General features: G+C 70.5%; 21 protein-coding genes and 1 pseudogene. 13 read left to right on the forward strand and 9 right to left on the reverse strand.

Features of this window, described 5'->3' with window-relative positions; all coding sequences use genetic code 11:
* Positions 1-22: 22 nt before the first annotated feature.
* Positions 23-1,459 carry an NADP-dependent phosphogluconate dehydrogenase gene (gene gndA, locus ACQPY0_RS21145; protein ID WP_432991419.1) on the forward strand — a complete coding sequence of 479 codons (1,437 nt, stop codon included), beginning with the start codon at positions 23-25 and terminating at the stop codon, positions 1,457-1,459.
* Here the strand turns inward: gndA and ACQPY0_RS21150 are convergent.
* Positions 1,456-2,730 (reverse strand): MFS transporter, encoded by a 1,275-nt coding sequence (locus ACQPY0_RS21150; protein WP_432991421.1) that lies wholly within the window; start codon positions 2,728-2,730, stop codon positions 1,456-1,458. The genes gndA and ACQPY0_RS21150 overlap by 4 nt on opposite strands.
* Positions 2,731-2,782: 52 nt before the next feature.
* On the opposite strand from ACQPY0_RS21150, the gene ACQPY0_RS21155 reads away from it, so the two are divergent.
* Positions 2,783-3,691, forward strand: coding sequence for a GNAT family N-acetyltransferase (locus ACQPY0_RS21155; protein ID WP_432991423.1), 909 nt, complete (start codon positions 2,783-2,785; stop codon positions 3,689-3,691).
* Here the strand turns inward: ACQPY0_RS21155 and ACQPY0_RS21160 are convergent.
* Both ACQPY0_RS21160 and ACQPY0_RS21165 read right to left on the reverse strand, forming a co-directional pair.
* Positions 3,662-4,270 (reverse strand): FMN reductase, encoded by a 609-nt coding sequence (locus ACQPY0_RS21160; protein WP_432991425.1) that lies wholly within the window; start codon positions 4,268-4,270, stop codon positions 3,662-3,664. The two genes, ACQPY0_RS21155 and ACQPY0_RS21160, sit on opposite strands and share 30 nt — an antisense overlap.
* Positions 4,267-5,337: an LLM class flavin-dependent oxidoreductase gene (locus ACQPY0_RS21165; protein WP_432991427.1), complete on the reverse strand. Its 1,071-nt coding sequence runs from the start codon at positions 5,335-5,337 to the stop codon at positions 4,267-4,269. The genes ACQPY0_RS21160 and ACQPY0_RS21165 overlap by 4 nt, the downstream gene beginning before the upstream one ends.
* Positions 5,338-5,610: 273 nt before the next feature.
* Here ACQPY0_RS21165 and ACQPY0_RS21170 point away from each other — a divergent pair, with 273 nt between their 5' ends.
* The 3 genes from ACQPY0_RS21170 to ACQPY0_RS21180 all read left to right on the forward strand — a co-directional run bounded on the left by ACQPY0_RS21170 (position 5,611) and on the right by ACQPY0_RS21180 (position 10,342).
* Positions 5,611-6,744 carry a GH12 family glycosyl hydrolase domain-containing protein gene (locus tag ACQPY0_RS21170; RefSeq protein WP_432991429.1) on the forward strand — a complete coding sequence of 378 codons (1,134 nt, stop codon included), beginning with the start codon at positions 5,611-5,613 and terminating at the stop codon, positions 6,742-6,744.
* A gap of 249 nt (positions 6,745-6,993) precedes the next feature.
* Positions 6,994-9,165 carry a discoidin domain-containing protein gene (locus tag ACQPY0_RS21175; RefSeq protein WP_432991431.1) on the forward strand — a complete coding sequence of 724 codons (2,172 nt, stop codon included), beginning with the start codon at positions 6,994-6,996 and terminating at the stop codon, positions 9,163-9,165.
* Positions 9,166-9,304: 139 nt separating this feature from the next.
* Positions 9,305-10,342: a LacI family DNA-binding transcriptional regulator gene (locus ACQPY0_RS21180; protein WP_432991433.1), complete on the forward strand. Its 1,038-nt coding sequence runs from the start codon at positions 9,305-9,307 to the stop codon at positions 10,340-10,342.
* 3 nt (positions 10,343-10,345) lie between these two features.
* Here ACQPY0_RS21180 and ACQPY0_RS21185 read toward each other — a convergent pair whose 3' ends face one another.
* Both ACQPY0_RS21185 and ACQPY0_RS21190 read right to left on the reverse strand, forming a co-directional pair.
* A complete protein-coding gene (locus ACQPY0_RS21185) occupies positions 10,346-12,406 on the reverse strand; it encodes a phosphocholine-specific phospholipase C (protein WP_432991435.1) in 2,061 nt (686 codons plus the stop codon).
* Positions 12,407-12,607: 201 nt separating this feature from the next.
* Positions 12,608-12,976 (reverse strand): Mth938-like domain-containing protein, encoded by a 369-nt coding sequence (locus ACQPY0_RS21190; RefSeq protein WP_432991437.1) that lies wholly within the window; start codon positions 12,974-12,976, stop codon positions 12,608-12,610.
* Positions 12,977-13,129: 153 nt separating this feature from the next.
* Here ACQPY0_RS21190 and ACQPY0_RS21195 point away from each other — a divergent pair, with 153 nt between their 5' ends.
* Both ACQPY0_RS21195 and map read left to right on the forward strand, forming a co-directional pair.
* Positions 13,130-13,864, forward strand: coding sequence for an alpha/beta hydrolase (locus ACQPY0_RS21195; protein ID WP_432991439.1), 735 nt, complete (start codon positions 13,130-13,132; stop codon positions 13,862-13,864).
* Positions 13,865-13,946: 82 nt separating this feature from the next.
* Positions 13,947-14,738 (forward strand): type I methionyl aminopeptidase, encoded by a 792-nt coding sequence (gene map, locus ACQPY0_RS21200; protein WP_432991441.1) that lies wholly within the window; start codon positions 13,947-13,949, stop codon positions 14,736-14,738.
* A gap of 518 nt (positions 14,739-15,256) precedes the next feature.
* Here the strand turns inward: map and ACQPY0_RS21205 are convergent.
* Positions 15,257-15,538, reverse strand: a complete 282-nt coding sequence (locus ACQPY0_RS21205; RefSeq protein ID WP_432991443.1) for a hypothetical protein — start codon at positions 15,536-15,538, stop codon at positions 15,257-15,259.
* A gap of 1,365 nt (positions 15,539-16,903) precedes the next feature.
* Between ACQPY0_RS21205 and ACQPY0_RS21210 the strand changes: the two genes are divergently transcribed.
* The gene (locus ACQPY0_RS21210; RefSeq protein WP_432991445.1) at positions 16,904-17,782 is read left to right on the forward strand and encodes a TIGR03560 family F420-dependent LLM class oxidoreductase; all 879 of its coding nucleotides are present in this window, start codon (positions 16,904-16,906) and stop codon (positions 17,780-17,782) included.
* Here ACQPY0_RS21210 and ACQPY0_RS21215 read toward each other — a convergent pair.
* Positions 17,769-18,614, reverse strand: a complete 846-nt coding sequence (locus ACQPY0_RS21215; RefSeq protein ID WP_432991447.1) for an SAM-dependent methyltransferase — start codon at positions 18,612-18,614, stop codon at positions 17,769-17,771. The genes ACQPY0_RS21210 and ACQPY0_RS21215 overlap by 14 nt on opposite strands.
* A gap of 64 nt (positions 18,615-18,678) precedes the next feature.
* On the opposite strand from ACQPY0_RS21215, the gene ACQPY0_RS21220 reads away from it, so the two are divergent.
* From ACQPY0_RS21220 to ACQPY0_RS21230, 3 genes are all read left to right on the forward strand, one after another.
* Positions 18,679-19,725: a LacI family DNA-binding transcriptional regulator gene (locus tag ACQPY0_RS21220; protein WP_432991449.1), complete on the forward strand. Its 1,047-nt coding sequence runs from the start codon at positions 18,679-18,681 to the stop codon at positions 19,723-19,725.
* A 113-nt stretch (positions 19,726-19,838) separates the two neighbouring features.
* Positions 19,839-22,031 carry a ricin-type beta-trefoil lectin domain protein gene (locus tag ACQPY0_RS21225; RefSeq protein ID WP_432991451.1) on the forward strand — a complete coding sequence of 731 codons (2,193 nt, stop codon included), beginning with the start codon at positions 19,839-19,841 and terminating at the stop codon, positions 22,029-22,031.
* A gap of 14 nt (positions 22,032-22,045) precedes the next feature.
* Complete coding sequence (locus ACQPY0_RS21230; RefSeq protein WP_432991453.1) at positions 22,046-24,235, forward strand: carbohydrate-binding protein; 2,190 nt, start codon at positions 22,046-22,048, stop codon at positions 24,233-24,235.
* Positions 24,236-24,364: 129 nt separating this feature from the next.
* On the opposite strand, the gene ACQPY0_RS21235 is transcribed toward ACQPY0_RS21230, so the two are convergent.
* Complete coding sequence (locus ACQPY0_RS21235; RefSeq protein WP_432991455.1) at positions 24,365-24,844, reverse strand: flavin reductase family protein; 480 nt, start codon at positions 24,842-24,844, stop codon at positions 24,365-24,367.
* A gap of 113 nt (positions 24,845-24,957) precedes the next feature.
* Here ACQPY0_RS21235 and ACQPY0_RS21240 point away from each other — a divergent pair.
* A pseudogene (locus tag ACQPY0_RS21240) lies at positions 24,958-25,038 on the forward strand (hypothetical protein); the annotation flags it as partial.
* A 95-nt stretch (positions 25,039-25,133) separates the two neighbouring features.
* Here ACQPY0_RS21240 and ACQPY0_RS21245 read toward each other — a convergent pair.
* Positions 25,134-25,532, reverse strand: a complete 399-nt coding sequence (locus tag ACQPY0_RS21245; protein WP_432991457.1) for a hypothetical protein — start codon at positions 25,530-25,532, stop codon at positions 25,134-25,136.
* A 199-nt stretch (positions 25,533-25,731) separates the two neighbouring features.
* On the opposite strand from ACQPY0_RS21245, the gene ACQPY0_RS21250 reads away from it, so the two are divergent.
* A complete protein-coding gene (locus ACQPY0_RS21250; protein WP_432991459.1) occupies positions 25,732-26,928 on the forward strand; it encodes a nucleoside hydrolase-like domain-containing protein in 1,197 nt (398 codons plus the stop codon).
* Positions 26,929-26,947: the final 19 nt, after the last annotated feature.

A 26,947-nucleotide genomic window follows, 5' to 3' on the forward strand; every position in this document is an offset into this window, starting at 1 on the left:
GACTGGATGAGGTGCATCGCAGATGTCCGACCTGGCGCAGATCGGCGTGACCGGTCTCGCGGTGATGGGCCGTAACCTGGCCCGTAACCTGGCCCGAAACGGCTACACCGTCGCCGTGCACAACCGCTCGTACGAGCGCACCCGCCGCCTGGTGGACGAGTTCGGCCAGGAGGGCACCTTCGTGCCGAGCGAGTCCATGGCCGACTTCGTCGCCTCGCTGGCCCGCCCGCGGGCGGTCATCATCATGGTCAAGGCCGGCGGCCCGACCGACGCCGTCATCGACGAGCTGGTTCCCCTCCTGGAGGAGGGCGACATGATCGTCGACGCCGGCAACGCCCACTTCGCCGACACCCGCCGCCGCGAGCAGTCCCTGCGCGAGCACGGCCTGCACTTCGTGGGCACCGGCGTGTCGGGCGGCGAGGAGGGTGCCCTGCTCGGCCCGAGCATCATGCCGGGCGGTTCCCCGGAGTCGTATCAGACGCTCGGCCCCATGTTCGAGAAGATCTCGGCGAAGGTCGACGGGACCCCGTGCTGCACGCACATCGGCCCCGACGGCGCCGGGCACTTCGTGAAGATGGTGCACAACGGCATCGAGTACGCCGACATGCAGCTCATCGCCGAGGCGTACGACCTGCTGCGGGCCGGCCTGGGCGCCACCCCGGCCGAGATCGCCGAGATCTTCCGCACCTGGAACACCGGCGACCTCGAGTCCTTCCTGATCGAGATCACCGCCGACGTCCTCGCCCACGTCGACGACGAGACCGGCAAGGGGTTCGTCGACATCGTGCTGGACCAGGCCGAGCAGAAGGGCACCGGGCGCTGGACCGTGCAGAGCGCGCTGGACCTGGGCGTGCCGATCACCGGCATCGCCGAGGCCACCTTCGCCCGCTCGCTGTCCGGCCACGCCGACCAGCGCGCCGCCGCCCGCGAGGCCTTCGGCACCGAGGTCGCCGCGCTGGAGGTCACCGACCGCGACCAGTTCATCGAGGACGTGCGCGCCGCGCTCTACGCCTCGAAGATCGTCGCCTACGCCCAGGGCTTCGACCACATCCAGGCCGGCAGCGAGGAGTTCGGCTGGGACATCGACCGCGGCCAGGTCTCCACGATCTGGCGTGGCGGCTGCATCATCCGCGCCCGGTTCCTCAACCGCATCCGCGAGGCCTACGACGAGAACCCGGGCCTGAAGAGCCTCATGGTCGCGCCGTACTTCGCCGATGCCGTCAACGCGGGCGTGCCGAGCTGGCGGCGCATCGTGGCGTCGGCCGCCGCGGCGGGCATCCCGACCCCGGCGTTCGCATCCTCGCTGTCGTACTTCGACGGCCTGCGCGCGCAGCGCCTGCCCGCCTCGCTGATCCAGGGCCTGCGCGACAACTTCGGTGCGCACACGTACCGCCGCACCGACCGTGACGGCACCTTCCACGTGGAGTGGGCCGGCGACAAGAAGGAGCACACCGCCTAGAGCCGGCCGGGTGCGGGTCGCCGGAGCGCGATGAGTGCTCCGGCGACGGCCGCGGCGGCGGTGAGCCAGAAGGCCGTGGCGTACGCGCCGCCGTGCAGCGGCAGCGTGAGCACCGCTATCGCGACCGCGCCCGCGAGGTACTGCGCGGTCGTCATCGTCGCGCCCGCCGCCGACTGCCGATCGGCCGGCACGTCCCGCGCGCCGAGCACGAACATCGACGTGTAGATCACCCCGTGCGCCGCCCCGCTGACCAGCAGCCCCGGCAGCACCCCGCCCGCGTAGCCCCAGCCGGCCGGCGCCAGGGCGAGCCCGGCCAGGCCCAGGGCCGCCGCGGCGAAGCCGCCGCCGAGGGTGCGGGCGGCGCCGAAGCGGCGGATCAGGCGGTCGGTGACCGAGCTGCCCACCGTGACCAGGGCCGCGAGCGGCAGGAACGCCAGGGCGGCCCGCAGCGGCGGGTAGCCGTCGCGGTCCTGCAGCATGAGCGTGACCACGTAGAACTCCGAGCCGACGCTCGCCATGTACAGTGCCGCCGCCACCGTGCCGATCCGCAGCGTCCGCGGTTGCTCGCTCTGCGGCCGGACCGTTGCGAACAGCACGGCGCCGGCCGCCACGGCGATGGCCCAGCCCCGCGCCCCGCCGAGGGTGAGCCCCAGGGCCACGCCGACCGCGGCCGCCGTGGACAGCAGGGAACGCATCACCGGTACCGGTGCAGGCGCCACCCTCGCCGTGGACAGCAGCCAGATCGCGGCCCCGGCGGCGCAGGCCACGGTCACGGGCACGTTCACGAGGAAGGTCCAGCGCCAGCTGTACCGCGTCAGGACCCCGCCCAGCACGACCCCCGCCGCCAGTCCCGACGCCCCGACCGCGCCCCACACGGACAGTGCCCGGGCCCGGGCCGCCCCGGCCGGGAACCGCGCGCCGATCAGCCCCAGCACCGCCGGCTGCAGCAGCGCGGCCGCGAACCCCTGGACCGCCCGCGCGGCGAGCAGCACGGCGCCGGAGGAGGCCAGCCCGCCCGCGAGGCAGGCCAGCCCGAACAGCAGCAGGGCCGCCAGGAAGATCCGCCCGGCACCGAGTCGGTCGGCCAGGCGGCCGCCGAGCAGGAGGAAGCCGGCGAACGGCACGGCGTACGCGCTCACGACCCACTGCGCGGTGGTCAGCGGCAGGCCGAGGTCCGCGGCGATGCCCGGCAGCGCGACGTAGACGATCGAGAAGTCGAGGGCGAGCAGGAACTGCGCCGCCGACAGCACGGCGAGGATCATGCTCGCCATCGTCCGACCCTCACATTAGTGTGAAGGTCCATCGGCTGGGAGGCAGGTCACATTGCGCATCGGCGAGCTGTCCAAGCGCACCGGGACGCCGGCGCGGCTGCTGCGCTACTACGAGGAGCAGGGCCTGCTCACTCCGAGGCGCCTGGACAACGGCTACCGCGACTACGGCGAGCACCTCGTGGATCGGGTCCAGCAGATCCGCGGGCTGCTCGACGCCGGCCTGCCCACCCGCCTGATCAAGAACGTGCTGCCATGCTTGGACAACCCGTGTAGCATCACGATCTCCGATGCCGGGCCGGAGGTCGTCGCGCTGCTGCGCGGCGAGCGGGACCGCATGGCCGCCCGGATCGTCTGCCTGGAACGCAACCGTGACGCCATCGATGCGTACCTGTCGAAAGTGACCGCCCACATGAGCCGGCCCAGCGTCACCCTCGCCACACCCGCCGACCGGGACGCGGCCGTGGCCACCTTCGTGGCCGCGTTCGCCGCGGACCCGGCCATGCGCTGGTTCCTGCCCGACGACGCGACCTACCCGCTCGAGGCCGCGGCGATGGCCGGCGGCCTGTTCGACCTGCGCGTCGGGCACGGCACGGTGTGGATCGCCGACGGCGGCGCCGCCGTCGCCATGTGGGACCCGCCGAGGTCCCCCGGCGGGCCGGGGGTCGAGCACCCGCCGCAGTCCGGGCGGTTCGGCCGCTACCAGTCGATCGTGCACCGGAAGATGCCCAAGAGCCCGCACTGGTACCTCGGCGTGCTGGCCACCCACCCCGAGCACCGCGGCCGCCGGCTGGGCCGGACCGTGATGGCCGCCGGGCTCGCGCGCGCGGCGGCCGACGGCCTGCCCGCCTACCTGGAGACCTCGAACCCCGGCAACGTCGAGGTGTACCGCTCGGCGGGCCTGGAGGTCGTCGAGCACGTCATGGTCGACGACCTACCGGTCTGGATCATGGCCACCCCCTAGGAGCTCCTCGAACGACGTGGTCAGCGCGAACGGGTCTTGCGGCTGGGCCGGCTCGCGCGCCGCGACCAGGGCGGCGAGCTGCTCCCCGGCGCGGCGGATCCGCTGGTGCAGCGTGTCGCGGCCGCCCTTGGCCCAGTCCTCGGTCGCGGCGAACACCGCCGTCGGTACGACCACCGCGCGCAGGTAGACGAACATCGGGCGCAGCGCGTGCTCGAGGGCGAGGCTGTGCCGGGCGGTGCCGCCGGTCGCCCCGAGCAGGACGGGCTTGTCGCGCAGGGCGTCGTCGCCGAGCGCGTCGAAGAACGACTTGAACAGGCCGCTGTACGACGCGTTGAAGATCGGCGAGACGGCGATCAGCCCGTCGGCGCCGGCCACCGCGTCGACGACCTCCTTCAGCGCCGGGGAGGGGAAGCCGGTCAGCAGGTGGTCGGTGATGTCGTGCGCGACGTCGCGCAGCTCGAACGTTCGTGTTTCCGTGTCGAGCTGGTCGCCGACGGCGGCCGCGAGCCGGTCGGCCAGCAGCCGCGTCGACGACGGCTGGCTCAGTCCCGCGGTGATCGCGACGATCGAGCGGGTCATGCCTTCTCCTTGAGGGACTCGTGGGTCGGCGCGTCCGGCACGTGCTCGGGGCGCCCGATCGCGAACTCCTTGCGCAGCACGGGGACGACCTCCTCGCCGAGCATGTCCAGCTGCTCCAGCACCGTCTTGAGCGGCAGCCCGGCGTGGTCGACGAGGAACAGCTGGCGCTGGTAGTCCCCGACGTACTCGCGGAAGGTCAGCGTGCGGTCGATGACCTCCTGCGGGCTGCCGACGGTCAGCGGGGTCTGCGCGCTGAAGTCCTCCAGCGACGGGCCGTGGCCGTAGACGGGGGCGTTGTCGAAGTACGGCCGGAACTCGTTCTTGGCGTCCTGCGAGTTCTTGCGCATGAACACCTGCCCGCCGAGGCCCACGATCGCCTGGTCGGCCGAGCCGTGCCCGTAGTGTTCGAACCGGCGCCGGTACAGCCCGACCATGCGCTGCGTGTGCTCCTTGGGCCAGAAGATGTGGTTGGCGAAGAAGCCGTCGCCGTAGTACGCCGCCTGCTCCGCGATCTCCGGGGAGCGGATCGAGCCGTGCCACACGAACGGCGGCACGCCGTCCAGCGGCCGCGGCGTGGCCGTGAACCCCGAAAGCGGCGTGCGGAACTTGCCCTCCCAGTCCACGACGTCCTCGCGCCACAGCCGGCGCAGCAGCGCGTAGTTCTCGACCGCGAGCGCGATGCCGTTGCGGATGTCCTGCCCGAACCACGGGTAGACCGGCCCGGTGTTGCCGCGCCCCAGCATCAGGTCGACGCGCCCGTCGGCCAGGGTCTGCAGCATCGCGTAGTCCTCGGCGATCTTCACCGGGTCGTTGGTCGTGATGAGCGTCGTCGCCGTCGACAGCAGCAGCCTCGACGTCCGCGCCGCGATCCACCCCAGCATCGTCGTCGGCGAGGATGGCACGAACGGCGGGTTGTGGTGCTCGCCGAGCGCGAACACGTCGAGCCCGACCTCCTCGGCCTTCAGCGCGATGGTCATCATCGCCTTGACCCGCTCCGCGTCGGTCGGCACCCGCCCCGTCGCCGGGTCGGGCGTGACATCGCCGACAGTGAACACACCGAACTGCATCTCGGACGCCACCTTTCTTCTCCTGCGCGCTACAACATAGCCGGATCGCCAAACATTCCGCCAGTCAACAATCAGTTTTCGTGACTATCTGCGCGGGTGTTCATCGCCGCGGCCGCCGCCGGCGAGGTCGTCATCGAGATGGTGTGGGCCTGAAGAACGGCACTGCGGCTTGTAAATTTCCCGGCACTACCGGTACCAAAGCCCACAAATCATTCGCGTAGCGCGCCTTCCTGTTATTGGGCACTCATGGTGCTCGATGGAAGGGAGACACCTATGCGAGGAAGAGTCAGGGCCGTCATCGGGGTGGCGGGATTGCTCGCGGCGACGGGGGTCGCCGTTGTGCTCACCGCCGGTGCGGCGCAGGCCGACACGCAGATCTGCGAGAAGTACGGGTCGACGACGATCCAAGGTGGACGGTACGTGGTGCAGAACAACGTCTGGGGTACCGACCAGCCCCAGTGCATCAACGTCACCAGCACCGGGTTCAGTATCTCGCAGGCCAACCACAACGTGCCGACGAACGGGGCGCCCGCCTCGTACCCGTCGGTGTACTACGGCTGCCACTACGCCAACTGCAGCTCCGGCAGCATCCTGCCCCTGCGCGCCAGCGACTCGCGCTTCGCGGGCATCCAGACCTCGGTCGGCATGAGTTTTCCGGGGTCGGGGCAGTGGGACGCGGCGTACGACATCTGGTTCGACCCCACGCCGCGCACCGACGGGCAGAACACCGGCGCCGAGATCATGGTGTGGGTCAACCACGCCGGCGCGCCGCAGCCGGTCGGGTCCCGGGTCGGCACGGCGAACATCGCCGGCGGAACCTGGGACGTGTGGGAGGGCAACATCGGCTGGAACGTCGTGTCGTACGTGCGCAACCCGGGCACCAGTTCGGTGAGCTTCGCGCCCGCCTCGTTCTTCAACGACGCGGTCTCGCGCGGCTACGCGCAGACGAGCTGGTACCTCACCAGCATCCAGGCCGGCTTCGAGCCCTGGACCGGCGGGCAGGGCCTGGCGGTCAACAACTTCACCGTCGACACCGGCGGGCAGCCGCCGGTGTCGACGCCGCCGGTCTCCAGCCCGCCGGTGTCGTCGAGCCCGCCGCCGAACCAGGGTGGCGGCAAGTGCGACGTGACGTACACCAAGAACGACTGGGGCAGCGGCTTCACCGCCGACGTCAAGGTCACCAACACGGGCGGCTCGGCCCTGAGCGCGTGGACGGTGAACTGGACGTTCTCCGGCAACCAGAAGATCGCCAACTCCTGGAACGCGGACGTCACGCAGTCCGGGGCGTCGGTGACGGCGAAGAACATGTCGTACAACGGCACGATCCCGCCGGGCGGCTCGACGACGTTCGGCTTCCAGGCGGCCTACACGGGCTCCAACCCGGTGCCCTCGGCAACCTGTTCCTGAAATCTTTCGCAACGAAGGGCGGGGCCTCGGCCCCGCCCTTTTCGGGCCTCGCCAGAGAGCGCTTCCCAGCTGGGCGGTTGCGCGGCCATGGTGCGTCGTGAGGCCGTGACCTGGGCAGGTTCCATGGCTGGAGAGCGCTCTCCCATTCGTTGTGAGCCATTGACAGGGTTTGACCGAGGGGTCATTGTGGCTCTTTGAGAGAGCGCTCTCTCAACTCCGCCGTACACCCCCGCCACGAAGGAGTCATCCATGGACTGGTCGGTCTCCGCCCCCGGCCACAGATCCGTCAGGTTCGGCCCGAGCCGGCGCACCATGCGGTACGGCATCATCGTCCTCGCGGTGGCCGCCATGCTCTGCGCCTACATCGTCGTGGTCGTGACCCGCGCCGACGCCGCCGAGACCCTGCTGTCGCAGGGCAAGCCGACGACCGCCTCCTCGACCGAGAGCGCCGCCACCCCGGCCGAGAGCGCCACGGACGGCGACGCCGGCACCCGCTGGTCGAGCGCCTTCTCGGTGCCCCAGTGGCTTCAGGTCGACCTCGGCTCCCAGCAGTCGATCACCCGAGTCGCGCTGAACTGGGAGGCGGCCTACGCGACCGCCTTCACGATCCAGACCTCCAACGACACCACCAACTGGACGAACATCTACTCGACCACCTCGGGCGCCGGCGGCAATGTCAGCCTCACGGTGTCGGGCAGCGGACGTTACGTGCGGCTCAACGCCACGGCGAAGAGCACGCAGTACGGCGTCTCGCTGTGGGAGTTCCAGGTCTTCGGCGGCTCGCCGGGCACCCCGGGCAGCTGCGGTGCCACCAACGTCGCCCAGGGCCGGACCGCCACCGCCTCATCGACCGAGAACGCGGGCACCCCGGCCTCGTCCGCGGTCGACGGCAACAACGGCACCCGCTGGTCCAGCGCCGCGAGCGACCCGCAGTGGCTGCGCGTCGACCTCGGCTCGGTGCAGTCGATCTGCGGTGTGACGCTGAACTGGGAGGCCGCCTACGCCACGGCGTACCAGATCCAGACCTCCACCGACGGCAACAACTGGACCACGATCTACTCGACCACGACGAGCGCGGGCGGCGTGCAGGCGCTGAGCGTGACCGGCTCCGGGCGGTACGTGCGGATGAACGGCACCGCGCGGGCCACGCAGTGGGGCTACTCGCTGTGGGAGTTCCAGATCCGGGTGACCGGCACGCCGTCGACCACCGACGACACCCCGAACTCGCCCAGCCCGACGCCCACCCAGGGCGGCACCTCGGTGCTGCTGAGCTACAACAAGCCGGCCGTCGCCTCGACCTTCCAGAACGACGCGAACTGCAACCCGTGCACGGCTGACAAGGCGTTCGACAACGACCCGGCCAGCCGCTGGGCGACCAGCCCGACCAACGGCTGGGTCGACCCGGGCTGGATCTACGTCGACCTCGGCGCGCCGGCCCACATCACCCAGGTCGTCCTGCAGTGGGACCCGGCCTACGCGGTGTCGTACCAGATCCAGACCTCCACCGACGCCACCAACTGGACCAGCATCTACAGCACGACGACGGGCAAGGGCTTCAAGGAGACCCTGAACGTCAACGGCAACGGCCGCTACGTTCGGATGTACGGCACCCAGCGCTCCAACGGCTACGGCTACTCGCTGTGGGAGTTCAAGGTGTACGGCACCGGCGGCAACCCGGTCCAGCCCCCGGCCCAGCCGGCCGACCCGGTCTTCCCGGCCACCAACCTGGTCTGGAGCGACGAGTTCAACACCGGCACCAACGTCGACACCGCCAAGTGGACGATCGACCCCGGCACCGGCCAGAACGGCGAGATCCAGTACTACACCAACCTGAGCAACACCAGCATCCAGGGCGGCTCGCTGGTCATCGAGGCCCGCAAGGAGACCCAGGGCGGGCGCGATTACACCTCGGGCCGCATCAACACCAGCAACAAGTTCTCGCTGGAGTACGGCCGGGTCGAGGCCCGGATCAAGGTGCCGAAGGGCAACGGCCTGTGGCCCGCGTTCTGGATGATGGGCACCGACTTCCTGCAGGGCCGCCCGTGGCCGTACAACGGCGAGATCGACATCATGGAGATCCTCGGCAAGAGCACCACGGACGTGTACTCCACCCTGCACGCGCCCGCGTACAACGGTGGCGGCGGCTACGGCCAGAAGCTCACCACCGTGGATCTTTCGCTGGACTACCACGTCTACTCGGTCGAGTGGGACAGCAAGCACATGACGTTTCGCGTCGACAACACGGTGATCCTCGTGGCCGACAAGGACACCGTCGAGACGACCCGGGGCCCGTGGGTGTACGACCACCAGTTCTACATCATCCTCAACCTGGCCGTGGGCGGTGACTTCCCCGGCCCGATCGACGCCACCACGCCGTTCCCGTCGCGGATGTACGTCGACTACGTGCGGGTGTACAAGTAATACAAATCTGGCCGCGGGCGCCTGGTCTGGTCCGGTTCTTGGGAAACTCCACCGGACCAGCCTGGGCGTCTGGACGTGACATGCGGATCGTCCACCCGCGGCTCCTCATCGCATCGGGGCACGATCTACCGTGGCATCCATGACGGGCAGCGACTCGCGACCGCCGACTCTCGAGCAGGTCGCCAACTACGCCGGGGTGTCCCGTGCCACGGTCTCCCGGGTCATCAACGGTGTGCAGACCGTGGACCCGGAGCTACGCCGCACGGTCGAGCGCGCGATCGCCGCGACCGGGTACGTGCCGAACCTGGCCGCCCGCTCGCTGGTCACCCGGCGCACGGACTCGATCGCGCTCGTCGTGAGCGAGCCGGAGAACCGCGGGTACTCCACCCCGTTCCTGACCCGCATGTTCACCGACCCGTTCCTGGGCCGCGTCACCGCCGGCGCCCAGGAGGTGCTGCGCCCCCTGGGCATCCACCTGGTCATCTTCCTGGCCGACCCGCCCGCGCGGCCGCATCTGCTGCGGTACCTGCGGCAGGGCCACGTCGACGGCGCGCTGCTGATCTCCAGCCACGTCGACGACCCGCTCCCCGCGCAGTTGGTCGAGCTCGGGGTGCCCGTCGTGCTCTCCTGCCGGCCCGGGCACCCGGTGACCATCAGCTACGTCGACGTCGACCAGCGCGCCGGCGTTCAGCTGGCGGTCAATCGGCTGGCCGCCCTCGGCCGCACCTGCCTGGCCACCATCACCGGCCCGCTGGACATGCCGGCCGCCCAGGACCGCCTCGCCGCCTTCGAGGAGGCGGTCAAGACCCACAACCTGACCCCGCACCACGTCGAGGGCGACTTCACCCGCTCCGGTGGCGAGCGCGCGGCCGCCCGCCTGCTGGCCGAGCACCCCGAGGTCGACGGCGTCTTCGTCGCCAACGATCTCATGGCCGACGGGGCGCTGCGCGTGGTGCAGGAGGCGGGCCGCCGCGTGCCCGGGGACATCGCGGTCATCGGGTTCGACGACAGCACCGCCGCCCTGGAGTGTCACCCGCCGCTGTCCACCGTCCGCCAGCCCGTCGAGGAGATGGCGGGGGAGATGGCCCAGCTGCTCATGACCCGGATCCGGGAACCGCGGCGCTCACCGCGCTCGGTCATCTTCAATCCCGAGCTGATCCTGCGGTCCTCGGCCTGACGCTCAGATCAGGCCGCCCATGAGCGGATCGCTGATCGAGGCCTCGCCGTTCTCCACATGGCCGGCGTACTCCAGCGCGAACGCGGAATCGCCGGCCAGGGAGAGCCGCAGGCCGTACCAGCCGCGGCTGCGCGACAGGGAGAAGTCCTCGGTGCGCGTCTCGCCCGGGCGCAGCGACACCCGCGACGAGTGGCCGCTGTAGCGGTCCGCGATCGTCAGGTCGGCCCGCTTCGCGCCGCGGTTGGACAGTTCCAGGGTGAGCTCCCGGCGCCGGGTGTCGTAGCGGGCCCGAGCCGTCACGCCCGGGTGGCGGGCGCCGGCGGCGAAGCGGCGGAAGAAGCCGTTCGGGCCGTGCACCGTCAGGTCGAAGCCTTTGTCGGCCGGCCACACGTCGGTGACCTGCTTGGCCGCCTCGACGGTGTACGTGCGCGGGCCGATCGCGGGATCGGTGGAGCGCACCTGGTAGACCGCGGTCGCGGCGCCCGCGTTGCGGAAGTCGACCGCGAACGCGCCGGCCGAGGGGCGGCCGTCGGCGTGCAGGGCGTAGGGCAGGGCACGGGCCGGGCGCACCCCGCGCTCCTGGGCCGGCAGCTTGCCGTCGGCGGGCGGGACCGGCACCTGGTCGGGCCGGCGGGTCAGGTCGGCCGGCTTCAGCTCGTTGGTCGAGGGCAGGTCGACGCGGCGGGAGGCGTTCGGGGTCTTGAAGTCGAAGGCCGAGGTCAGGTCGCCGGTGACGGCCCGGCGCCAGGGCGTGATGTTCGACTCGACGAGGTCCGGCTTGCCGCGGCCGAAGCGGCGCTCCAGGAAGCGGATCAGCGAGGTGTGGTCGAACAGCTCCGAGTTCACCCAGCCGCCCCGGGTCCACGGCGACACGATGATCATCGGCACGCGCACGCCGAGGCCGTACGGGCCGGCCGGGTGGTCGGCGGAGCCGGGGTAGATCTCGTTGGTGACCGGGATCGTGGACAGGCCCTCGGCGCGGGTGGCGGGCGGCGTCGGCGGGACGAGGTGGTCGAAGAAGCCGCCCTCCTCGTCGTACGTGATGAACAGTGCCATCCTGCTCCACACCTCGGGGTGCGCGGCGAGGATGTCGATGACCTGCGAGACGTACCACGTGCCGTAGTCCGGCTCCCAGTTCGGGTGCTCGGTGTACGCCTCCGGCGCCACGATCCACGACACCTGGGGCAGCTTGCCGGCGGCGACGTCGGCGCGGAAGTCGGCCAGCAGCGCGTCGGGGCTGCGGCCCTGCTTGCTGATCTCGGTGCCGGTCTTGGCCTTCGCCAGCGGCGTGCCCGGGGCGGCGTGCTGGTACTGGTGGAAGTACAGCAGCGAGTTGTCCCCGTAGTTGCCGATGAACGGGTCGCCGGTCCAGCCCCAGTAGCCCTCGGCGGTGAGGCCGGTGCCGACGTCCTGGTACACCTTCCAGGAGACCCCGGCCCGCTCCAGTCGCTCGGGGTAGGTCGACCAGTCGTAGCCGGCCTCGGCGTTGGTGATCACCGGGCCGCCCGCCTTGCCGTCGTTGCCGACCCAGCCGGTCCACATGTGGTACCGGTTGGGGTCGGTCGGCCCGAGCAGCGAGCAGTGGTAGTTGTCGCAGACGGTGAACGCGTCGGCGAGGGCGTACTGATAGGGCAGGTCCTTGCGGGTGTGGTGCGTCATCGTCGTGACGCCCTTGTTCGGCACCCAGCCGTCGTAGCGCCCGCCGTTCCAGGCGCCGTGCGTGTCGTTCCAGCCGTGCGGCGGGTCGGGCAGGAACGTCTTGCCCATGTCGCGCACCTCGGGGCGGAACGGCAGCACCTCGCCGTCGCCGTCGGGCTGGTGGAACACGCTGAGGCCGGAGGCGAGGGCGGCCGGGTGCGGGTCGGCGTAGCCGCGCACGCCGCGCAGGGTGCCGAAGTAGTGGTCGAAGGAGCGGTTCTCCTGCATCAGGAAGATGACGTGTTCAACGTCCTCGATCGACCCGTGGCGCTCGTGGGCGGGGATCGACAGCGCCTGCTCGAACGGCAGGGGAACGGCAGCGGCCGCCGCCACCTGCAGAAATGTACGACGATCGACGTTAGCCATGACCCGGGACGCTAGGTGTGGCAGATGTACAGAGGGCGCCCGTTCGGGGCGCCCTTCGCGTGCGGTCGGAGAACTGTGGGGTCGCGCAGTGCGGGCATCGGCGAGCGCCTCTGCGTCCCCGACGACGCCCTGGACGACGACAGCGCGAAACGCCCGCTACGCCCGCCCGCAGCCTGACCGACCCGATCTTCCTCGGCGGTCTCAGCAGGTGGAGTGGAACAGGCCCGCGACGGCGGCGGTGCCCGCCAGTTCGTTGTAGCGGCGAACCGCCGCCTTCGTCTCGGCGACGTGCACCTCGACGCCGGCGCGCTCCAGCCGGGCCAGGGTTTGCGCTGGTACGCCGAGCCGCTCCTGCATCCCGCGCGAGAGCACGACGACCGTGGCGCCCGCGGCGAGGAGCTCCTCGACGTCGGCGGGCTGGATGCCGGGAAAGTGGCGGGTCGCGGTCTCGTTCCAGTCCCACTCCCGCGCGCCGCCGGGCCAGATCTTGACGTCCTTGAAGTCGCCGAACCCCTCGACGGTGATCGACCCCCACGACACCGAGCGAATCCGCGGCGAAGCTGGCACCATCGGCCCACCCTACCGCCGTGGTACGGTCGGTGCGCCGTGCATCGCTGCGACCCGAGGAGGTGAGACCCATCAACGCTGTGACTGGCCGGGCCTCCCTCCCTCGCATGGCCTAGGGAGCGCCCGCAAAGGCATCCCGAAAGGCACTCCAACGCTATGCGCATCACCACCCGGACGTCGTCGGACGGCGTCACGGAACGGCACTTCACCCTCGGCGAAGTACCCGGCGTCCTGTGGACCCCCGACGGCGCCGCGGGCCCCCGCCCCCTGATCGTCCTGGGCCACGGCGGCGGCCAGCACAAGCAGGCCCCGGCGATGGTGGGCAACGCCCGCCGCTTCGTCACCGGCGCCGGCTTCGCGGCCGTCGCCCTCGACGCCCCCGGCCATGGCGACCGGCCCCCGACCGAGGAGTTCACCCGCCTCACGACCGCGCACCGGGCCCGCATGCAGGCCGGCGAGGACGTGACCGCGGGCCTGGTCGCCCTGCACGACTACGTGGCCGGGCTCGCGGTTCCCGAGTGGCGGGCCGCGGTCACCGCGGTGCAGGAACTCGACGACGTCGGCCCCGGACCGGTCGGCTACTGGGGGATGTCGATGGGCTGCGGCCTCGGCATCCCGTTCGTGGCGGCGGAGCCGCGGGTCCGGGCGGCGGTGCTGGGGCTGCTCGGCCCGCTGGGCCAGACCGAGGCGGCGGCCCGGATCACGGTGCCGGTGCAGTTCGTCCTGCAGTGGGACGACCGGCTCGTGCCACGGGAGCAGGGCCTGGCTCTCTTCGACGCGCTGGGCTCGGCCGAGAAGACCCTGCACGCGAACCCGGGCAACCACGGCGAGGTGCCCCGCTTCGAGTCCGAGGCGGCCCTGCGGTTCTTCATGCGGCACTTCGCCGCGTAGTACGAGACGCCGGCTGGCTTCGACACGGCCAGCAAGTGTTAGGGTTGGTATTACTATACCAACCCTGTGACGCGAGGTATTCGTGATCGAGCTGAAGACGCCTGCGGAGATCCAGCGCATGCACGTGGCCGGCCGTTTCGTCGCCGAGATCCTCTCCGAGGTCGGCCGGCTCGCCGATGTGGGCGTCAACCTCCTGGACCTGGAGCACCACGTACGCGGCATGATCAAAAGGCGCGGGGCGGAGTCGTGCTACTGGGACTACGCGCCGTCCTTCGGACGCGGCCCGTTCCGCAACGTCATCTGCCTGTCGGTCAACGACGCCGTCCTGCACGGCCTGCCCCACGACTACACGCTGCGTGACGGCGACGTCCTCAGTGCGGACCTCGCGATCGGCATCGACGGCTGGGTGGCCGACTCGGCGCGCACGATCGTAGTCGGTACCGCTGCCGAGGAGGACCTGCGGATCATCCGCGCCACCCAGGAGGCGTTGGAGGCGGCGATCGAGGTGGCGCGTCCGGGCAACCGCCTGGGTGACATCTCGGCGGCCATCTGGGCGGTGGCCCACGACTACGGTTACCCGGTCAACACCGAGTTCGGCGGCCACGGCATCGGCCGCACCATGCACGAGGACCCCCACGTTTCGAACAAGGGCCGGGCAGGGCGCGGCCTCACGCTCCGGCCGGGCCTGACCCTCGCGCTCGAACCCTGGCTCGCCCGCACGACCGACCGGATCGTCTATGACGCCGACGGCTGGACCATCCGATCGGCCGACGGCTCCCGCACGGCCCACTCCGAGCACACGATCGCCATTACGGAGGACGCCCCCTTGGTCCTCACCCGGCGTGAAGCGGAGGCCCCCGTAGCGCGGGGGTGACGACTAGCAGGTGCTTGGTCCGTAGCGGATCACGGGTGCCAACCGGGCCAAGCGCCGAACAGATGTTTGTCGTGCCAAGCCGGCGTGTCCCGTGATCATGCGTGGTCCCGTGATCATGCGTGGTCCAGCCGGGTCATGTGCCGCGCGGCCAGACGAAACTGTCCCGTGACAGCACGCTCGTCGCTGCGACCTGCCGTTCCTGAGCCGCTCAATCACCTTACCGGTCTTGTTCCGGCTTCGGTGTCCCGGTGGACCCTGCCCTCGCCCACGAATCGATCCGCCTGATCGCCGCCGCACGCGGCGACCGGCGTATCCACACGGTCGTGACCGTCCACGCGTCCTGCTCGTTGCCGCGGCTTGCTGGTCCATCGAGATCACGTTTCACGACGCCGGACCCTGGTGATCCTCTGGTAACACCTCGCCGGCCACTCACCCCGCGTCATCGACGAGCGCCGCCAGCGGGCCCGCTCTCCGGCATGCTCACCGCAGACCGGCAGATCTTCTGGCCTGGCACGACTTCACAGCGTGATCGCGAGAACACGAGTTCTCGTGCTCGCTGATTTTATGTCGTACCCCTGTTCTACCTTGTCTGCATGGCTGAGGTGCTGGTGGGGATCGCTGATTCGCAGTGGCGTAGTCGCTTGGATGCGATGTTGGCTGAGCAGCGTCGTCGGGTGGCTCGTCGTCGTGCGGTTCGTGCCGAGTTTACTGAGGCTCGGCGTCGTGGTTTGGAGGCGCGTCATGCCGAGCGTCTGGCTCGTCTGGACGCAGAGGCTCGCACTGCTGAGATCAGTGCTCATTGGGCTGAACAGGACGCCCGAGCTGCGCGCCGCCGTTCTCCGGCCACCCAGCCCAACCCGCAGCGTCCGTCGATTCAGCCCAACCCAGGCCGCCCGCCAGCCCAGCCCGACTTCGGCGCTCCGGTGACTCAGTCCGACCGCCGCGGTGTGGGACCCGAGTGCGATTCGTGTGGTTCGGTGGCTCAGTCTGACTCCCGCGGTGTGGGACCCGAGTGCGATTCCTGTGGTTCGGTGGCTCAGTCCGACTCCCGCCGTCCGGGACCCAAGCCCGACGCCCCCCGTCCGGCCACGCAGCCCAATCCCTGCTCCGGTCCGTCCGCGCCCACCCTGCCCGGACTGTCTCACTCACACGACCTCGCCGCCCCGTCGGCGCAGCCCCCGCCGTCACCGACATCTCGTCCGCAGCCGTGGAGGCCACCGTCGCCGCCGATGTCCCGTGCATCATCGCCGGAGCCTGCGCGGCCGATGTCTTGTGCATCATCACCAGAGCCTCCACCAAGGCCTTCGCCGCCGCCGAGTTCCGGGCCCGCACCGACGTCACTGCGCCCCGGACCGGTCCTGTCACTGCGCCCCGGACCGGTCCTGTCACTGCGCCCCGGACCGGGCCAGTCACTGCATTCCCGACCGGTTCAGTCACTGCGCTGCCGGCCCGTCCGGTCGGCGTGCTGTCGATCCATGGCGTCACCGCCGCCGCGGCGGCCAGGCCATTGCGGCGAGGCTGCGTCGCCGCCGCGGCAGCAACGGCCGGCCCGTTCCGGCGAGGACACGGCCCCGCCGACCTCCCCGGCCCCGACACCCGCCACCCGTCGGCCCGCCGCCGCACCGGTGCATCCCTCGTTACCGCTTGACCCCGCTGCGGCCCGGCCGCCGTGTTCTTCACGTGGGACGCGTCCGCCTCGCCACCTGCGCACTCGATCTTGCCGGCCATGGCCTTGGGTCATCAGGCGACGGCCTCAAGGTCGTCGATGGAGTGTGGCTCGACGGCATCGCCGTGGCCGACCCCGGGCTGGTCGCTCTCCGGGTTCGCCGACTTGGGTGGCAGAGGCCGAACAGGAGCGGGAGCGCGGTCGCCGCCGACGTGACCGTGGTGTCGTCACCGGGCGGAGTCGAGGCGCCGCGACCTGGAACGGCCCGCAGTGGCGCCCTGCCTGCGGCTGCCGTCCGGCGTGTGCCCGCGGCGCTGGCCGGCGCCGCCCCCGCGACGGTCAAGCTGCGCACAGCGAACGACCTCGTCACCCGGTAGACGCGGCCGCCGCGGGTCTGGTGGGGCATAAGTCGGATATGTCGTGGCATGCCGGCGTTCGAGATTTCCGGATCTGGGCGCCGTGGCGGTGCTGGGGAGGCGGTGCGGTGTAGAGGTAGGGCATGCGACTTTCGATCTGGCCCGGGGCCGGGCAGCGATACGACGAGATTCTCGAGGTGGCCCGGCACGCGGACGAGACCGGTTGGGACGGCGTGTACGTCGCCGATCACTTTATGGACAACGCTGCGCCTGGGCGGGACCCGATGGCGCCGACGCTCGAGTGTGGCACTGTTGTTGCCGCGCTCGGGGCCGTTGTGCCCAGGGTGCGGCTCGGCACGCTTGTGTACGGCAACACGTATCGGCACCCGGCTGTGCTTGCCAATATGGCCGCGACCGTCGATCACGTGACCGGTGGGCGGTTCACGCTCGGTGTCGGGGCCGGGTGGCAGGTCAACGAGCACGAGCAGTACGGGATCGAGTTGCCGCCGGTGAAGCAGCGCCTCGATCGGTTCGTCGAGGCGCTCGAGGTGCTGCACGGGCTGCTGCGCCGGCCGAACACGACGTTCGCCGGGGAGTACTACCGGCTCGCCGGCGCGGTGTGCGAGCCCAAGCCGGTGCAGGACCCGCTGCCGATCCTGGTCGGGGGCGGGGGTGAGCGGCGGATGCTCGGAATCGTCGCGAAATACGCCGATGTCTGGAACACCTGGGGCACGCCGGACGTCATCGCGCACAAGTCGGCGGTGCTCGACGAATTCTGCGCCCGGCAGGGCCGGGACCCCAAGGCTGTCGCTCGCACCGCGCAGGCGCACGTCGTCGTCGGCGGGGAACTGCCGGCGATGCCGATGCCGGTCATCGGCGGCTCGCCGCAGCGGCTGCGGGACGTCATCGCCGAGTATCGCGGCAACGGCCTCGACGAGTTCATCGTCCCCGACGGGCTGTTGGGCAAGGGCAAGGACCGGCTCCAGGCGATGGACACGATCCGGTCGTTCAAAGACGCGTGAACGTCAGCACGCGGTAGTTCAGCAGGCCGTTGAGCAGGCACCACTGCAGCGCGTCGCCGCCGGAGAGCATCCGCCAGTATTCGCCCGACAGGCGCAGGGGGCGGCCGGTGGCGACGAGCGCGGCGATGAAGCGGTCGCGGGGGCGGCGCAGCTCCAGGTACGGCGTAAGGTCCCGGTCCTCGATCAGCTCCAAGCTGAAGTCAGCGGCGAAGGCGCGGACCTGCTCGACGGTCAGCAGCGAGCCGACCCGCCAGCCGTCGCGGAACGCGGCCAGGCGACGGGCGGGCTTTCCGGAGGCATGCACAGGCGTCAGGAAGTCGTCGCAGACGAGCAGGCGGCCGCCGGGGCGCAGGGTGCGGGCGGCCTCGCGGAAGTATCCGCCGGCGTCGGGGCTGTGCAGGAACGCCTCGATCGAGAAGACCACGTCCGCGCGGCCGTGCAGGTCGGCGGGGACGTCGAGGTAGTTGCCCTCGCGGCAGCGCACGCGGTCGGCCAGGCCGGCGCCGGCGAGCAATCGGGTGGCGCCCTCGGCCTGGCGGGGGCTGATGGTGAGGCCCTCGCCGCGGATCGGGGCGCGCCCGGCCAGGTACATCAGGCTGGCGCCCAGCCCGCAGCCCAGGTCGACGACGGTCGGCTCGGCGACGCCCGCGGGCAGGGCGGCGAGGACGATCTCGTCGACGTGGTGGAACGACTCGGCCCGGGTGGTCACGCCGGGCGCCCGGACCGCGCGGTGGATCGACGCGCCACCCTGGCCGAGCTTGTCGAACGCGGCCGTGTTCCGGTCGTAGTAGCGGCGGACGAGCTCGGCGTGGGAGGCGGTGGAAGCGGTCACACCTCTATGTACTGCCGAAACGCTGGATCGGTTCAACGGGACCCGCCGGGTACCCTGATCCGTGATGAAACAAACCGGTGAAACACAGCAGAGGGTCACGATCCGCGACGTGGCCGCCCAGACGGGGTTGTCGATCGCCACGGTGTCGCGCGTGCTCAACGGCCGGGCCAACGTCGCGCCGGACACCCGCGACCGGGTCCTGCAGGCCATGGGCGGGCTCGGCAAGCGGGCACCCCGGCGGCGGGGCGCGGGTGTGCCCAAGGCCGACAACGGCGTCTACGTGCGCTGCCCGTACGTGCTCACCGACTACTTCGGCCTGATCGTCTCGGCCATCACCGAGGCCCTGGACACCCAGGGCATGCACGCGATCGTCGACGCCGGCGAGTCGGCCTGGAACCGCACCGGCGTGCTGCCCACCCTCACCGCCTGGCCGCAGGTCACCGGCGCGATCCTGATCCTGCCCCCGGAGCTGGAGGAGGAGCTGGAGCGGCTGCGCGACCACGGCTTCCCGTTCGTCGTGGTCGACCCGCGCACCGCCCCGCCGCGCAACATCGCCGCCGTGTCCGCGGCCAACTTCGCCGGCGCCCGGCGGCTCATGAGCCACCTGGTCGAGCTCGGCCACCGCCACGTCGGGGTGCTCGGCGGGCCGCTGTCCTGGATGGCGATGAGCGACCGCCTGGCCGGCTACACCGCGCCGCTGGTCGGTGTCGGGGTGTATCCGGAGCCGGACCTGATCCGCACGGTCAACGACCCGACCGTCGAGGCCGGCCGGCGCGCCGCGGGTGAGCTGCTGGACCGGCCCGACCGGCCGACCGCGCTGGTCGCGTTCAACGACAAGATGGCCGTCGGCGCGCTGCGGGCCGCGGCGGAGCGGGGCCTGCGGGTGCCCGGGGAGCTGTCGATCGCCGGCTTCGACGACATCGACATCAGCCGGGCCACCCACCCGATGCTCACCACGGTCCGCCAGCCGGTGGGGGAGATGGGGCGCATGGCGGTGAGCCTGCTGGGCCGGATGCTGTCGGGCGACGGGCTGGACGCGCTGCACGTCGAGCTGGCCACCGAGCTGGTCGTCCGCGGCTCCACCGGACCCGCGTTGACGCGTGTTTCATAAACACTTATCACGAGAGTCGAAAAAAGTTACACAGATTCATTGACATGCCTGCCTGGGGACGTGTTTCGTAGCTGGTACCCCACCCTCCGCCAAAGGGACAAAGGACCCCCACCATGCCAGCTACCGGACGAGTCCGGCGCTCCGCGCTGCTCGCGATCGCGGTGACCGCCGCGACCGTGGCCACCGTCGGTGTCGTCGCGATGACCACCGCCTCCGCCGCCAGCACCGGCCAGATCACCTCCTCCGCCAACGGCAAGTGCCTCGACGTCACCAACGGCTCCACCGCCGACGGCAACCAGCCGCAGATGTGGACCTGCTACGCCGGCAGCGCGAACCAGACCTGGACGCTCGCCGACAACGGCTCCGTGCAGGGCCTCGGCAAGTGCCTCGACGTCGTGAACGGCGCCACCAACGACGGCGCCGTCGTGCACCTGTGGACCTGCTACGACTCGGTCGCGAGCCAGAAGTGGTCGCTGAACGCCGCCCACGACCTGGTCAACACCAAGTCGGGCAAGTGCCTGGACATCAAGGACAACAACCTCGCCGACGGCGCCAAGCTGCAGATCTGGGCCTGTGCCGGCACCGCCAACCAGAAGTGGAACTTCAGCGGCGGCTCCACCCAGCCGACCGCCACCGCGACCGGCGTGCCGAACAACCCGAACAACCCCGACCTCGGCCCGAACGTGACGGTCTTCGACCCGGCCATGTCCCAGGCCACCATCCAGAACAAGCTCAACTCGGTCTTCAACGGCCAGGTGAGCAACCAGTTCGGCGCCCAGCGCTACGCGCTGCTGTTCAAGCCGGGCACGTACAACGTCGATGCCAACGTCGGCTTCTACACCCAGGTCGCGGGCCTGGGCCTCACCCCGGACGCGGTCGTCATCAACGGCGCCGTGCACACCGAGGCCGACTGGTGGCCCGACGGCAGCCAGAACGCGACCCAGAACTTCTGGCGCTCCGCCGAGAACCTCTCCGTCACGCCGACCGGCGGCCTGGACCGCTGGGCGGTGTCGCAGGCGGCGCCGTACCGTCGCATGCACGTCCGCGGCAACCTCGCCCTCTCCGACGGCGGCTGGTCCTCCGGCGGCTTCATCGCCGACAGCAAGATCGACGGCCAGATCCAGTCCGGCACCCAGCAGCAGTGGCTGACCCGCAACTCGGCGATGGGCAGCTGGAGCGGCTCGAACTGGAACCAGGTCTTCGTCGGCGACACCGGCGCGCCGGGCAACAGCTTCCCGAACCCGCCGTACACCACCGTCGGCTCGACCCCGGTCGTGCGCGAGAAGCCGTTCCTCTACGTCGATGCCACCGGTGCCTACCAGGTCTTCGTCCCGGCCCTGCGCACCAACTCCAGCGGTACCACCTGGGCGAGCGGCAACCCGGCCGGCACCAGCCTGCCGATCAGCCAGTTCACGGTCATCAAGCCCGGCGACACCGCCGCGACCATGAACGCGGCCCTGAGCGCCGGCAAGAACCTGCTCATCACGCCGGGCGTGTACCACCTCAACCAGACGCTCAACGTCACCCGCGCCGACACCGTCATCCTCGGCCTGGGCCTGGCCACGCTGGTGCCCGACGGCGGCATCACGGCGCTGAAGACCGCGGACGTCGACGGCATCAAGCTCGCCGGCCTGCTCTTCGACGCGGGCACCACCAACTCGCCCGTCCTGGCCGAGATCGGCCCGTCCGGCTCGACCGCCGGCCACGCCGCCAACCCGACCAGCCTGTCGGACGTGTTCTTCCGCATCGGCGGCGCCGGCGTCGGCAAGGCCACGGTCAGCCTGCGCATCAACAGCAACGACGTGATCGGCGACCACTCCTGGATCTGGCGCGCCGACCACGGCTCCGGCGTCGACTGGAGCACCAACACCGCCCAGAACGGGCTCGTCGTCAACGGCAACAACGTGACGTTCTACGGCCTGTTCGTGGAGCATTACCAGCAGTACCAGACCATCTGGAACGGCAACAACGGCCGCACGTACTTCTACCAGAACGAGATGCCGTACGACCCGCCGAACCAGGCCGCCTACATGAACGGTTCCACCCAGGGCTGGGCCGCCTACAAGGTCGCCGACTCGGTCACCAACCACGAGGCGTGGGGCCTGGGCAGCTACTGCTACTTCAACGTCAACCCCGGCGTCGTCAACGCCCACGCGTTCGAGGCGCCGGTCAGGGCGGGCGTGAAGTTCCACGACATGGTGACGGTGTCGCTGGGCGGTACCGGAACCATCTCGCACGTCATCAACAACACCGGCGCCGCGGTGAACAGCGGGCACCAGGTCGAGTACCTGGTCTCCGGGCCGTGACGGGAAGGGACGCCATGCGACGCATCAGCACCGTGACCTCCATCGCGCTGCTGTCGATCATCGTCGGGACCGCGCCCGCCACCGCCGCCCCCGCGCACCGCGGCGAGACCGTCACCGGCACCTACTCCACCGGCGCCGCGCAGGCCTGGCGGCCACTGCCGACGGTCAGGGTGGGCGACAACGCGGCCACCGCGGCCGACGTGACGGTCGTCGTCGACCCGAGCCAGGAGCGGCAGCGGTACGCCGGGATCGGCTTCTCCCTCGACGAGACCAGCGTGTCCAACCTGTGGAAGCTCACCCCGCAGCAGCGCGAGGACGCCGTCCGGCTGCTCGTCGACCCGCGAACCGGCGCCGGGCTGAGCCGCTTCCGGCTCACCATCGGCAGCCCCGACCTCATCGAGCACCTGCCGTTCTGGTCCGAAGACGACCTGCCGGCCGGCGTGCGCGATGACTTCGGGCTCAAGTACTTCTCGATCCAGCGCGACATCGACCTGCACATCGTCGACACCGTCAAGCTCATCCAGAAGTACAACCCGAAGGCCACGTTCTTCGCCTCCGCCTGGAGCGCGCCGGCGTGGATGAAGACCAACAACAAGTTCCTCGGCGAGGTCGCCCTCAAGCCGGGCAGCACGACCGAGCACTACCAGGTCGGCAAGCTGCGCGACGACTGCGTCGACGTCCTCGCCCGCTACTACGCGAAGTTCGTGGAGGCCTACGCCCGCAAGGGCATCCGCGTCGACGCGGTGACGCTGCTCAACGAGCCCGGCATGGACGTGGTGTACCCGGCCATGGACATCAGCGTCGAGCAGCAGCAGAAGGTGGCCGTGGCGATGCGGCACTACCTGCCCCGCGACGTCGACGTCTACGTCCACGACTTCAACTTCTGGGACTGGAAGGACCCCAGCAGCACCGAGACCAAGAACTACTACCGCATCCTGAACGACCCGGCCGCGAGTAGGGCCGCGGACGCGATCGCGTTCCATCCGTACTGGGGCGACCCGACCGTCATGCGCGACGCCTTCGAGCAGTACGGCAAGCCGGTGCACATGACCGAGACCAGCGACCTGTCGCCGGCTACGATCCTTTCCTACCTGCGGCTCGACGCGTCCTCGTACGTCATGTGGGCGCAGACCACCGACCAGGACGGCGGCACCCTGCACTGGACGCCGCTGCGGGACAACAACGTCGACTGGGACCAGATCGCGGCCACCACGAAGTGGCCCGACCGCCTGGTGAAGGTCGACACCACGACCCGCACCTACTCGGTGCGCAACGAGTTGTTCGGCATGGGGCAGTTCGCCAGGTACCTTACCCCGCGCCACACCCGCGTCGAGTCCAGCGCCACCGCCGGCGGCGTGAGCAACGTGGTCTTCCGCGACGGCGACGACTTCGTCGCGGTCCTCGGCAACGCCAACGCCGCGGCCCGCAAGGTCCGGGTGCTGCTCGCGGGTAAGCAGTTCGTCGAGACGGTCCCCGCGGGCGCCTACGCGACGTTGCGCTGGCACGCCGACGTGCCGGGCTCGCGCGGCAATCACGCGCCGGTCCTGGCCAAGGTGCCGGACGTGACGGCGGAGCAGTACACGACGACCACGTTCCGGCTCAAGGCGAGCGACCGGGATCGCGACGCGCTCGCGTTCTACGCCGTCGACCTGCCCGACGGCGTGACCGTGGACGCCGCCACCGGCGTGGTGAGCCTGCACCCGACGACCGCCGGAACCCTGAACCTGAAGTTCCGGGTGACCGACGGCGCCGCGAGCGACGGGACGACCGTGCGCGTCTCCGTCGCCCCGCACGGGGCGCCGATCGGGGAGAAGGTCGAGGCGGAGGCGTACGTCGCCGAGCACGGCTGGACCGACGGCGGCGCGAACTTCGTCGAGAACAACCCGTCGGCCAGCGGCGGGAAGAACGTCGGGTGGACGGCGGCCGGAAATTGGCTGCAGTACCGCCTCGACGTCGCCCAGCCGGGCCCGTACGACCTGGAGCTGCGGGTCGCCAACGGCAGCGGCGCGGCGGCCCCGGGCGCGATCACCTTCCGCGACGCGGGCAACCAGGTCCGCTCGACGGTCTCGGTCCCCGACACCGGCGGCTGGGCGAACTACCAGTCCGTGCACACCACGGTCACCCTCCCGGCCGGCGACCAGCTCGTCACGGTGTACTGCGAGACGGGCGGCTTCAACCTCGACTACTTCCGCCTGACCACCTGATGACACGTCCCCCGCGCCCGGCACAGACTCCAGTGCCGGGCGCGGGGGCGTGCCCTGGTTGGGGGGACTACCTCGCCTTCGGGGTGCGGCTGCTCACCACCGCCGGCCGCGCGCTGCCGGCCGCGGCTGTCAGCCGGTGATGAACCGGCGCTCGTGGTAGATCAGGCGGCCGCCGGACGGGCCGGGGATGACCTCGACGACCGTGGCGACCACGACCGTCGAGGCGCCGACCGGGACGCGGTGCAGCGGGACGCAGCGCAGCACCGCCTGGGCGCCCTTGAGGGCCGGCTCGCCGGTCGGCAGCTCGAACCATGCCTGCTCGGGCGTGAAGCGCGGCCCGCCCGGGCGGGCGAAGTCGTGCGCCAGGTCCGCGTGCGCGGCGCCGAGGAGGTTCACGGCCAGGCTGTCCGCGCCGGCGATGACCAGCGCCGAGGGCGAGTCCATCACCGAGAACGACAGGGCGGGCGGGGCGAGGGACACGGAGGCGACGCTGGACGCGGTCAGGCCCGCCGGGCCGTCCGGGCCGGCGACGGAGATGACGGCGACGCCGGTCGGGTAGCCGCGGAAGGCGGCCTTGAACCGGTCGACGACGGTCGTTTCGGTGCTCACGCTCACCAGCATGACCGTAAAACCTCAACCCTGCTTGAGGTCAAGGGTGGGGCATATCGTGCGCGGGTGCCGCATGAGCCGATCGTGCCCGGTACGACTCCGGGCGCTTCTTCATGATCACCACGAACATCACGCGGCAGGGCAACGGGCACCTCATCGTGCACGCCGAGGACCCTTCGGGGCCGTGGAGCGACCCGGTCTACACGGCGGGCGCCGTCGGCATCGACCCCGACCTTGCCTGGGACGAGCGCGGCGGGCCGGTTCAGCCGGTTCGCGGACACGCCGATGATCAGTCCGGCGTGAACAGTCCCTGCAGGCCGGCCAGGATCGCGATCACGCCGAAGACGGTCAGCAGCAGCGCGGCCCCGGTCGGCGCCTCACCGCCCCCCGGCGCGGCGGGTGCCCGGCGGCCGGTGAGCCGCTCCCACAGCAGCGCCAGCCCGACGCCGATCCCGACGATCTCGAAGTGGAAGACCCGCGGCCCGGCGAGCAGGTGCATGAGCAGGTAGGATACGCCCACGGCGAGCGCGACGATCCCCACGATCCACCCGAACGGCGCCGCCTTGTCCGCGAACCGCCCCAACTCGTCACCGACCCGAGGCAGCCGCCGCAGGAGCGCCACGGCGAGCAGAAAGCCGCCGGCGATGTTGGCCAGGTCGAGCAGCAGTCCCAGAATCACGCTCGGCATGCTAACCGGAGATCGCGCGGGCCGCCTTTCCGCTGAAGATTACCCGGACGTCCGCCCGCGCCCGCGGTCTTCCTGCTGGGTGGCGCCTCTCGTGCACCCCTGATGGCGACCGCTCCCTCGGCCTGCCGTCCAGACTCCACTGACCACCCCGAGCCGGTCGTGGCCGGCTCACCGCCGTCCACTGTGGATCATCCCGGCCGTGGCTGCCAAGCTCGGACCCCGCCTCGCTGACCGTCCACCTTGGACACCGACCCCGGCTGAGCTGTGGTCCAAGGTCGCCGTAGGCAATGTCGATTTCGAGAACGACTTCCACGCGGACACTCCCGGCTCAGACCTGATCAAGAAGGCCATCCTGGACAACGACACGCGTCCCTTGTACCTCGAAGCCTGGGGCGGAACGAACACGATCGCGCGAGCGCTGAAGTCGATCGAGGATGAGTACAATTCGACGTCCAGTTGGTCCGCGGTTCAGGCCAAGGTCAACCAGAAGGCCGTGATCGCTGCGCTCGGTATGCAGGACAACGCCTATGCCGATTACATCGGCAAGTCCTGGCCGAAGGTCAAGCTGTACAACATGGGTGGAGGGCCGGGCTGCTCCGCCGTGCCGGCTAATGCGGTCTACTGCAGCCCGGAGTACTGGACGCCGCTGAAGTACAGCCACGGCCCCTTGATCGAGGCGCGTTCGTTCTTCGGTGACGGCACGTACCACGTCTCGGAGGAGGGCATCACCTCGAACGGCATCCATAACTGGGAGCCAGGGCAGGCCAAGGACATGGAGACGTTCCGGCTGTACAACCGCGGCGACAAGCACCAGCGGATGGAGTTCGCCGGCGAGGGTGACAGCCCAACCTTCCTGTTCCTCCTGAACAACGGGCTGCGCGCCACCCAGGACCCGTCACTGGGCAGCTGGGGCGGCCGGTACAAGCCGAGCGACACAATCCCGACGACGTACAACGGGCAAGCTGATGTCAACCCGGAGACCGGCACCGCGAGCTCGGGCTACGCCAGCCAGCGCTGGACGCCGGAGATGCAGAACGACTTCGCGGGACGCATCGAGTGGGGCGCCAGCCCAGCCTTCACCGACGCCAACCACAACCCGGTGGTGAAGCTGGCCAATTCCGATCTGACCGGTAAGGCCGGTAAGACCGTCGAGGTCAGTGCGAAGGTGACCGATCCCGACGGCGACAACGTCAAGCTCAACTGGTCCGTCTACACAGACGCCAGCACCGTGACGTCACCCGTCGCTGCTGTGCAGAACCCGACGTCCAAGACGGCGTACGTGACGATCCCTGACGGAGCGAAGAGCGCAGAGCGCATCGTCGTGGTTCTGACCGTCACGGACAAGGGCACTCCTGCGCTCAGCAAGTACGGCGAGGTGGTGATCACCGTCAAGTAGCGGACTGCTTGGCTGAAGA

Source organism: Dactylosporangium sp. CA-233914 (assembly GCF_050942935.1).
Lineage (GTDB): Bacteria > Actinomycetota > Actinomycetes > Mycobacteriales > Micromonosporaceae > Dactylosporangium.